Here is a 10,211-nt window from a genome sequence, read left to right on the forward strand (position 1 = left end):
ATGAAGATCCCCCAAAAGAAAGCCTATATACCGGCACTCAAATATCATTGGCTGACTCGCTTCTATGATCCGTTAATTGAATGGGGCATGCAAGAAAAAAAGATGAAAATGAAGCTGGTCAACCAAGCTTCCCTTCAACCTGGTGAACAAGTAATGGATTTGGCTTGCGGCACTGGGACGCTTGCCCTTTTACTTCAGCAATCCCAACCGGGTATACAAGTGATTGGTGTCGATGCCGATCCGGAAATCCTAGCCATCGCGAATAGTAAAATGAAAGAAAACCGGGCTAATTCAATCCTTTTTGAGGAAGGTTTTTCGGATCAGCTCCCCTTTTCGACTAACCTGTTTCATCATGTCTTTACCAGTTTGTTCATCCACCATCTGACACTGGAGAAGAAGAAGGAAACGTTTGAAGAAGTTCGTCGGGTACTCAAATCGGGCGGCCAGTTCCATCTTCTTGATTTTGAGAAACCGCAAAATGGGATGATGCGCGCTGCCTTTCTTCCTGTCCAAATCTTGGATGGATTTAAAACCACTTCACCACATGTCAAAGGCATCATTCCGGATTTGTTGAAAGAAACCGAATTTGCGGCAATTGAAGAAACAGGGCAATTTTCAACCATTCTTGGAACGTTGAGGACATACAGAGCTTTTAAACCGTGAATTGTTGCGATATTTGCGAACTTTCTTTTAATTGAATAACATGTAAAGTAGTGTAATTGTAGTTTCTAATTACCTGAATAAACAGTTTATAAAAGTTGAAAAATTAGATACTAAAGTTAGTCTTACTAATAGTTTTTCCTTTACCGTTTTGCGTATGAGATTACTGTTAAACTCTAAAAACTTTATTGAAGAAGTTGAAAAACCAATATTATGTTCTGTAAATTTTCTTCTTTTCTCAGCTTTCAGTGTTGAATACCGTTAACTCATTAGCATTCAGAACCGGTTACTTACATGAACTTCATAAAGATATATGCTTCAACAAGAGATTAAAGTTTCTCAGAATAAAAATGAAACGACAGGAAAGATTCCAAGTCGCCTCATTTCTAAACAGTTTTTGATTATTTTAAAAAACGATTTTTATGGTGAACAATGCTCTTAACTTCACCATGAATAAAAAAATGCCTACTAATATTATTCCCTTTTACATGGAGTCCTTTTTCTTCATCGAATGTATTACGTAAATAGGCTCCTGTTACTAATAAATCGTATATAAAATAAGATTTCACCTGTAACTGACACTATCCAAGGTTTTAGTAATTCAGAGAGTTTTAAGAGAAGGCAATGTAGCGGTAAGAAATTTTACCACTGCCATATTGATTAACAAAACAGTCCTAACCATTTTGTTCCTTTTTATTTCTAGAAAAAAATTTTCTTACGCGTACGAATGCAATCCCGCAATAATCAGATTAACGACAATTAAGTTAAACATAATAATCGCAAAGCCAATTACACCCAGCCATGCTGATTTTTCTCCTTGCCAGCCTTTTCCAAGTCGCAAGTGAAGATAAGCCGCATAGAAGAGCCACGTAATCAATGCCCATACTTCTTTCGGATCCCAGCCCCAGAAACGGGACCAGGTAATTTGGGCCCATATCATAGCGAAAACGAGTGCCCCTAACGTGAATAGCGGAAAGCCGATGATAACGGCTCGGTAATTGATTTCGTCCATCAATTGGGGGCTGACATTTCTCATCATGGGCTGAAGGAGCTGGGAAATCCACCGACGGGTAACCACGCGTATCAACACATATAAAACAGTTCCAACCAACAACGACCAGGTGATCGTCGTCAGTTTTCTGGCGTCAATCAGCGGCGGGGTTTCCATGAACGGGGTTAGGGTTTCCTCTGTCGCGGGAACGGACTCATTCATGCCGAAAACCGGCGGCATATTATACGTGACGGAAGCTTCTTGTCCGTCTTTGTTAACATACTGAAAATTGGCTTCATAGTTCGTCAAGGCAAAATAGGAACTAGAAATGATAAAACCAAGAACCAGCACTAGTGTATACAGAATGGTCTCCAGCCAAAACCGTTGCTTTGATTTTTTAGTCAAGTCTACAACTTTTAACAAGTAAATTAATCCGGCTGCTGCACTTATGGCCAATATCCCTTCCGCAATTACGACTGTGCTGACATGAATCGTCAGCCAGTTCGTTTGAAGTGCGGGAATCAGTGGACTGATTTCTTTCGGAAACATACTGGCATACGCAATAATCAGTAAGGCGACTGGCAGGACGACCATCCCCAACACTGCTGTCTTATAGAGGAAGTAGATAAGGATAAATCCTCCGACCAGCGTCATGCCAAACGCTGTCGTGAATTCAAACATATTACTCAGCGGTGCATGCCCGGATACTGTCCATCGGGTGAAAAAATAACCTAGATTTGCAAGGAAACCAAAAATAGTAATGGCAATTGCGGCTTTCCCCCACCGCTGTTCCGAGTCGAATGTTCCTTTTTTGTTCCCTTTGACGGCCCCTCCAAACACGAATGTGGCAATTAGATACGCAATGAACGCCGTGTACAGTAAATTTGAGCTGATAGCGGTTAATGTCATGATTGCGGTTTACCTTCCTTTTCCATGTCTTCCTGCTGGTCTGTAAAAGCAGGAAGTAATGCATATTCAGAAACTTGATCGAGATCTTTCTTCAAACTGTACCAGTTTTTGTTGGTATGTCCCGCAAGCAGGATGTCACCGTTGTCGGTTTGCTGCAACCAGAAACGACGGTGGTTAAAGTACATCCCTTGCGCCACCCCTATCATAAAAATAAATCCTCCAAGACCCAGGATTGGTAAGGTTCGGTCTTTTCGGACAGTCAGACCGGATACATTGCGTGTTTCAGCGCTTTGAAAGGTCAATTTATATTGATTGTCGCCGAAAGGCTCGATAGTATTTTGAATTGTAATGAAACTGGTTTCCCCTTTCGGTGTTGTCGGTGTGGTCATCTCAACAAGAAAACCCGGATTGTCTGGGAGTGGGCTTGCCGTTTGTGGTTCTCCATTTTCAAAACCGGAGAAATTCGGGTAATAGCCCAGCAACTCCACTGTCGACCCGTTCTTCAATTCATACCTTTCATCGGGATTAATCAAATCAATGGTCAATTCTCCCAGCGATTCCTCTGTTTGTTGGTCTGTCAACGCGAACGTCATTGTTTTAAGTTCATCCAATTTGTAATCCATCTGATACATGGCATAACCATCAAACTTTAATGGCTGATTCACACGCAATGGATACTCTTTTACAAATTCCAAGTTCTCCGTTGCTCCTGGTAAGCTGCCTTCAGGCTGCTGATACAGCACAACATCAGTCTGGTAATTTTTTACGACTGTTCCTACACGATCAATTGCTTCACTGAATCTTGCATCTTCTCCTTCGCCGTTATAAGTTTCTACCTTAAATTTCAAATTTTCCAAGGAATAGCCTGGGGCTTCGGGAATAGCCCTCGTCTCGCCTTCACGAAGCCACAGTGTTTCATCAACATAAAACCCGGGAATCATCCTTAACATGACACCAGAGAGGAAAATAATCAAACCGATATGATTGACATACGGTCCCCATCTGGAGAATCGTCCTTTTTCCGCCAAAAGCCCGTTTTTATCCATTCGGACTTTGTACTTTAATTCCTTCAATTTGGCTTCGGCTTTATGCAACGTATCGTCAGCTCCAGGACCCTGCCCATAGATGCGCTGCTTATTCATAAAGCTGGGATGACGCAGTACCCGCTGGCTTTTCAATGATCGGTAAAGGGGCACAAAGCGATCCAGGCTGGCAATAATCAACGAAATCGCAAGCATGCCGACCAAAACGATAAACCAAACTGAACTGTACATGTCATGGAATCCTAAAAAGTGATAAACACGGCCGATGCTGCCATACACATCTGAGTAATAAGCTTTAATGGCGGTTTCGCCAGTTGCCGGTACATACATGTGCTGGGGCAGGATTGTGCCTATCGCTGCCGCTATCAAAATTACTACGATTAGCCCAACTCCGACTTTGACACTGGAAAAGAAGTTCCAAACTTTATCAATAATTGATTTATTATATGTCTGTGATCGTCTTGCTACCCCTTCATATCGCATGTCGGCAAGTAGTTTATTTTGTTCTTTCTCAGTTAATGACCGCCCACAGGTTTCACAAAGGTTGGTTCCTGGCGGGTTCACATACCCGCATTTACATTGTGTTTTCTCCATCAATAAATCTCCTTACACTGGTTTGATTTGTTCCATGTAGCTTTTGATGTCTTCCTCCGACATTTCGCCAGTGATGATTTTAACGATGTTGCCCTCGGCGTTCACCAGCAGGGTTGTCGGCAGCGGGATGATGTTATAAGCTTCCATGACGCTCTTGGTTTTATCAATGACAATCGGGAACGTCAAATCGCGTTGTTCCGCATATTGCCTCACTTCGTAATCCGACTGGGCGATATTGACTGCCAAAATTTGGACTCCTTGGTCCTTATAAACCTGATACTGTCTTTCCATCAGTGGAAATTCCTTTTCGCACGGTTTGCACCAAGTCCCCCAGAAGTTGACAAATACCCCTTGTCCCTTGTAGTCAGACAGTTGATGCTCTTCTCCGTTCAAATCTGTTAATTTAAAGTCCGGTGCTGGATCTCCAACTTGGAGCATTTCCCTGTTCTCCTTATTTGCGTTGTTATAGAGTGTAAAAACAACTGCTCCGACGAGGACTAGTAAAATGGCTGTCCTCACGAAAAACCGGTTCTTCTTCTTTCTTGCCATGCCACATTCATTCCTTTCTTTTTCATCTAATCAAGCTATACCGTCAGAATCCGGTAAATCCACCAGTAAACTGCGAGAGAAACGCGATAATGTCTGTCATCATGTCGAAGTACAGCATGAGGCCCATAAGCACCATCAAGCCCCCACCCACTGACATGAACTGGGCACTCCGCTTCTTCAGGAAGGTCATTTTCTCAATGAAGAACGACATCAGTAAAAACGGAATGGCAAAGCCCAGGACGTAGAACAGCATATACAAGAGCCCGCGGCTTGGATCGGCTATTCCCATCGCCATAACGCCGGCCAGAATCGGTCCCGTACAAGGCGTCCATCCAGCTGCAAAACCTAGCCCGATTACCACGGAACCGGTATAGCCCGACGGCCGTTTCTGAAAGTGAACTTTTTTATCTGAAAGCAGGAAGTCGAATTTCAAGACGCCTGTCAGCACTAAGCCGAAAAACACCATCAAGATGGCTCCCAGCTGACGCAGCAGGTCTGCGTTCTCAAAAAAGAGCGCGCCGATGAACGAGGTCGACAACCCTAGCGCCAGAAAGATGATGGAAAACCCGACCAAAAACAGGATCGTATGAATCAGGGCACTCTTTTTCATTGCCCCTTTTCCCGTTTTCAGCTCATTGACGGATACACCGGTAACATAGGACAGAAAAGCCGGATATAACGGAAGCGCACAAGGCGAGAGGAACGATAACAGCCCGGCACCGAACGCCAGCAATAAACTTACTTCTGCCATAAAAAAATCTCCTTTTTGATGAATTTACTTTTTCACGCCTAACCCATTGCATCTTCCTCTTCTTTGAAAAAAGAGAACAGCAGACTATAGGCAGGTGATATGTATTAACTTGCTACTTTCTCCATAAAAACTAACTAATGTAGAATCAGATATGTATCTTCAACTTTTAAATTCTGCCCTCCACAATCTCTTTGTAGACAGTAAAAAATAAAAGCACCTACAAGAACTAGCAAATTGAAACTTCTCAAAAGGAGATGCTTCTTCTTTTTATTAGTCATTGTGGTCTTAGAGCCTTTCTGTTTATCCTTTTATTATATTAGGGATGCATTTGAGAATTCCTAGGGGTTATTATTATGGATACTCGCGGTGATAATATTCAATCCTCCTTGTAGTAAGAAACCCACTTTAATTTCTCGCCTTAAACCCTGACTACAACAAATTGAATATACCTTAAACATTTGAAGAAAATGTGCAGTTATTACTATTAGTAAAAATTCCTGTTTGAAATTTGTCTAAAGTTTCACAAATGAATTTTTTATTTTTTCAAACAATTAATAGTTCATCATCAATCGATTCTTAAGCCGTTTCTACTGGATTATCCCTTCAAGGAACACCGTACAAGTGGAGCAGTATGACACTAGTTGGATTCGACTGCAGTGGTTTTCTCCAGTGCGTATACAATAAAACTGGCCAATCAATTTCACGCACAACCCTTCCTATATTCTCAGAAACAAAACAATTATCATCCCAAAGCCAGGAGACTTGATCTTCTTTACGAACACGTGCCGTCCAAGAATTTCGGATGCTGGAATCTACATCGGCAACAACCAGTTCGTCCACTCTGGTGAATCGAAAGCTGAAATTGTCGGTTTGAACAATTCATAATGGAAATCTAAATTCCACAGCTTCAGAAGCTTCTAATAATAATTTCAAAAGGCCAACACCGGAAACAACGGCGTTGGCCTTTTTTGTGTGCTCTCTTTTTCTAAGGAATGCACGATTGCAGCCGTTTCCCGCTGATTTCTTTTGCCAGGCTGTCATTTTCAACAAGCACCTTCCAACGGATTATAGAATTCAGCAGTTACTCCGACTACTATCGCCAGTGGTTAAATAGTATAGGCCAACCTCATGCTAGCCAATTAACTACATAAATAAACCTCGAACTTTAAGGGGCCACTACCGATACCCTTCTTTTCAATAAGTGGCGATATGCAAACCGAGCATTTACAGGAATTTCTCTATTTATTTACATAAGTTATTTTATGCTCTTTTTCAAACACCTCGAATTGATAAGCAACGTGAATCGTGGTAAAACTAAAGTGATTACAGAAATCAGAAAGACATAGCTACAATTTGATCTTCACGAGATGAAAAATTTTAGTATAGAGCCGAGTCAACGGATAAATTTGATGATTTCCCATCTAAACATTTTAAGTAAGAATATCTTTACCTTTTACTAAAATATACGAATGAGGAGGTCGAAAGCATGTGCATTTCCAATAATGAAATTGAACGTCAAGCTTATATCATGAGTGAAAAAATCAGAAACAATTCTATCTACAAGTCTATCGGAATGGAATTTGTTGGAACAGAAAATCTAATGTTCCAGAATCAACCTTTAGAAGACATTTTGGCCAAAAAAGACCTTCCTTTAGTTAGCAAAGTAATCTTAGAAGACAGCAAAGGCATGCGCTTCGCTATTGAACCAAATGAAATTGGATTAAGTTATGCTAAAGGAGAAATCACTTATAAGGAATACAAACAGATGCAGAATAAAGAGAGCAAATTGTTTATAGGATACCTCGTAGCCCTATCAAGTGGGTTCTTTTTAGTAAGCTGGGCAGCTCTAAGATTGTTTTTTATGTAGATACCAACTCAGCAACTGCATCTTCTATTAATCGAAACGGAATTACATTCGCTTTTCGGTAAACAGAATGTCCAATAGACATAACTAGGTCATAAAATCTATCACTGGAGTTATAAAAGCAGAAGTAGCGTCCCAATCGTTACTTCTGTTTTCTTTGATAAACTCGGATAAAGCTTCTCTCTTTATAAACGATTGACTATACAGCTTAGACAGGCGAAGAAGTGAACAATCAAATATGGTAATGGAAACCGGAAATTCTACTGAGTAGTGAGAAACCCTTAAGTAGACATTGCTCAAATGTTTGGAGCTAAAACAACAACAAAAATATCTATGGCAATGGATAATTCCCATTCTACTTTAAGCCGAAAGGGAAATAAGATTTCACTATTTCCACCTCATATAACTTGAATGAATATTGATTTTAATCAATAAGTTTGCCGAATCTTTGAATATAGCAGAAAAAAAGAACAGTTATGAAAAACTGTTCTTAGGGTCTGATTTAGAAGTAGATTTTATGGCATTATACTGATACCATTCGGCTTTTTACCTACTTTTATTGTTTTTATCGTTTTATTTTGTTCATTGTCAATCACACTGACTGTATCCTCAAACAGATTTGTAACATATGTGAATTTACTGTCAGTACTTGTTACGATTCCATGTGAACCTTCACCTGTATCGATTGTCGCACTAATCTTTTTCGATTTCAAATCAACTTTTGTTACAGAATTATCGGGATTATCCTCCGTTCCTTGGTTGGCAACGTAAGCGAATTGATTGTTAGGCTCTATGTAAACCTGTACCGGACCATTTCCGACGTCTACTTTATTGATTTCGCCCGATTTCAAATCAATAATAGCAAGTGCATTATCTTTGTTTATGGTAGCTATCAACGTATTTCCATCAGAAGTAACTCCGGTTGTAGCTGGAGCCGTACCCACTTGAATTTTTTCCTTCTCTTTGAAGCTTTGAAGGTCTATTACGCTAACGCTATCTTCTCCCATGTTTGCTACATAAGCAATTTTACTATCGTTAGAAATTCGGAAACCGTGTGGACCCTTTCCAGTTGAAATGGTTTCAATAATTGAATAGTCTTTCGCATCAATGACCGAAACCGTATTGTCCTCATTATTTGTCACTAATACATATTTCCCATCTTCTGTAAATACTATATGAGCAGGGTGATTACCCACTTCCACTTCTTCTATCATCTCATTAGTTTCAGGATTAAAAAAGATTGCTTTTCCCTTCATTTCCATTAACTCGCCATGTCCATCACTCATATCCGGAACGACCACTGCTCCAACGACTTTTCCATCAGGTGACACTTGAATATTATGGACAGCCCCGTCTATCTCGAATGTTTCGACTAATTTTTGCTGTTCGACACTTATTTTAGAAATACTTCCTCCTTCATTTGCTGTGAAAATAAAGCGATCATCCTCACTTGCTGCGGAATCAGTCACATCATCAGTCTCGTCCTTCACTGTTTTTGAACCTTCTTCTTTTGTATTACTGCATCCTGCGATAACGAATATAAGTAACAAAATAATGGATAATAGTAACCCGGAATATTTTTTCATTTCTTTATTCCTCCTAATTCCTAAGATATATATTACTTCCGTATAGATATAACTCTACCAAGTAAATAACCAGAAACTGCGGACTTTTTTATTATCACCAAATATATTAGACTGGACTAAATATTGTTTTGTAATTTTAAAACCCACTCCTATTAGAAATAGCCTGACACCAGATATAATCATAAATTCATGGAAAATCGACCTTTAATTAGCTGGTTTTCTGAAATTAAAAAGCATTTTAATACTCTTTATCTGCATATTTGAACTTAAATTCGGAGTACCGTAAAGGAAATATGTGCGATTACAGAGGTCAGTCAAGCAGCATTTTATCGTAAGCAAAGGGAACTGGAAAAAGATAATGTACCTCATGAAAGCCGGATTCTATAGCCAGTGGATTCTGGCTTTTTCACATTAAATTCCCCTAACATTGTAACTCTACATTTTTCTGGCAAGATTCCAAAAAGAAGAGTAAAAGCAACGTTATTTGAAGCATTCGTAACAAACAAAAAGGAAGTTAAAAAGCTCTAGTTTAACTTCTTCTCTTCCCTCCTGCTTGAGTTATTTTATAGTTGCTCAATAAGCGATCATATCGAAATAATTTTGCCTATTTTTCCATCGCCTCATGATTTTGTATATAATACTCATACTTTTTTGAATATCATTCTTGATGCTTTCTCGATTGATAAATATATTCTCCCCACTCATTTCTCCATACTTTTTGCACAACTTGCGCGTATAGTACATTAGTAAACTCATAGAATGGAGGATGAGCAATAAAACTTTAAATCTCTCACCCGATTATCGAACAAAAAATGTTGAGAGAGTCAAGATTTACGTGAAAATAGATAAATCCTTTTTTGTATGTATCGTATCTACTAACTTCGTTGAACATCTCAGTCAGCTCTGCGCGAGCTTGGTTGAATCCTAAATGGCAGCAGTATCCGTACATGAGCCTGACAAGTGAAAGAAAGTAATTTATTTGAAGTCCTCTACAAGAAACGCAGAGGACTTCAACTGACGGGCTTCCTGCAAACAAATTTTGAAGACTCAATTAAAAAAAGTTGCAATGAAAGGAAATTACAGAAATGAGAAAAATTATTTTAGGTTCATTCGCCCTCAGTTTCATCTTAATCGGCTGCAGCGCCAATGAAAGTTCTAAACAATCACAGGAGTCACCGATGAACAATGGAAATATGGATGGTCAGAGCATGGGCGGCATGAATCAAGAAGGTGCGATGGACCATGGCAATGTTCCGTCCCTCGA

9 protein-coding genes and 1 pseudogene are annotated in these 10,211 nt (G+C 39.8%); 4 read left to right on the forward strand and 6 right to left on the reverse strand.

Features of this window, described 5'->3' with window-relative positions; all coding sequences use genetic code 11:
- Complete coding sequence (locus AC1MEO_RS19755) at positions 1-663, forward strand: class I SAM-dependent methyltransferase (RefSeq protein WP_394120700.1); 663 nt, start codon at positions 1-3, stop codon at positions 661-663.
- 712 nt (positions 664-1,375) lie between these two features.
- Here AC1MEO_RS19755 and ccsB read toward each other — a convergent pair.
- From ccsB to AC1MEO_RS19775, 4 genes are read right to left on the reverse strand one after another with little or no spacing between them, the layout of a single operon-like run.
- Positions 1,376-2,560: a c-type cytochrome biogenesis protein CcsB gene (ccsB, locus tag AC1MEO_RS19760; protein WP_480336246.1), complete on the reverse strand. Its 1,185-nt coding sequence runs from the start codon at positions 2,558-2,560 to the stop codon at positions 1,376-1,378.
- Positions 2,557-4,197 carry a cytochrome c biogenesis protein ResB gene (gene resB, locus AC1MEO_RS19765; protein ID WP_298830007.1) on the reverse strand — a complete coding sequence of 547 codons (1,641 nt, stop codon included), beginning with the start codon at positions 4,195-4,197 and terminating at the stop codon, positions 2,557-2,559. The genes ccsB and resB overlap by 4 nt, the downstream gene beginning before the upstream one ends.
- Positions 4,198-4,209: 12 nt before the next feature.
- The gene (gene resA, locus AC1MEO_RS19770) at positions 4,210-4,746 is read right to left on the reverse strand and encodes a thiol-disulfide oxidoreductase ResA (protein WP_149456939.1); all 537 of its coding nucleotides are present in this window, start codon (positions 4,744-4,746) and stop codon (positions 4,210-4,212) included.
- Positions 4,747-4,789: 43 nt separating this feature from the next.
- A complete protein-coding gene (locus AC1MEO_RS19775; protein WP_149456938.1) occupies positions 4,790-5,497 on the reverse strand; it encodes a cytochrome c biogenesis CcdA family protein in 708 nt (235 codons plus the stop codon).
- A 619-nt stretch (positions 5,498-6,116) separates the two neighbouring features.
- Here AC1MEO_RS19775 and AC1MEO_RS19780 point away from each other — a divergent pair.
- Both AC1MEO_RS19780 and AC1MEO_RS19785 read left to right on the forward strand, forming a co-directional pair.
- A pseudogene (locus AC1MEO_RS19780) lies at positions 6,117-6,263 on the forward strand (NlpC/P60 family protein); the annotation flags it as partial.
- A complete protein-coding gene (locus AC1MEO_RS19785) occupies positions 6,242-6,382 on the forward strand; it encodes an NlpC/P60 family protein (RefSeq protein ID WP_394121104.1) in 141 nt (46 codons plus the stop codon). The pseudogene AC1MEO_RS19780 and the gene AC1MEO_RS19785, both read left to right, overlap by 22 nt.
- Here the strand turns inward: AC1MEO_RS19785 and AC1MEO_RS19790 are convergent.
- Positions 6,377-6,544 carry a hypothetical protein gene (locus AC1MEO_RS19790; protein ID WP_298830004.1) on the reverse strand — a complete coding sequence of 56 codons (168 nt, stop codon included), beginning with the start codon at positions 6,542-6,544 and terminating at the stop codon, positions 6,377-6,379. The genes AC1MEO_RS19785 and AC1MEO_RS19790 overlap by 6 nt on opposite strands.
- 439 nt (positions 6,545-6,983) lie before the next feature.
- Between AC1MEO_RS19790 and AC1MEO_RS19795 the strand changes: the two genes are divergently transcribed.
- Positions 6,984-7,364 carry a hypothetical protein gene (locus AC1MEO_RS19795; protein WP_394120703.1) on the forward strand — a complete coding sequence of 127 codons (381 nt, stop codon included), beginning with the start codon at positions 6,984-6,986 and terminating at the stop codon, positions 7,362-7,364.
- Between the two features lie 512 nt (positions 7,365-7,876).
- Here the strand turns inward: AC1MEO_RS19795 and AC1MEO_RS19800 are convergent.
- Complete coding sequence (locus AC1MEO_RS19800; protein WP_394120705.1) at positions 7,877-8,947, reverse strand: YncE family protein; 1,071 nt, start codon at positions 8,945-8,947, stop codon at positions 7,877-7,879.
- Positions 8,948-10,211 lie beyond the last annotated feature (1,264 nt).

It is taken from the genome of Planococcus sp. BI3 (genome assembly GCF_056680115.1).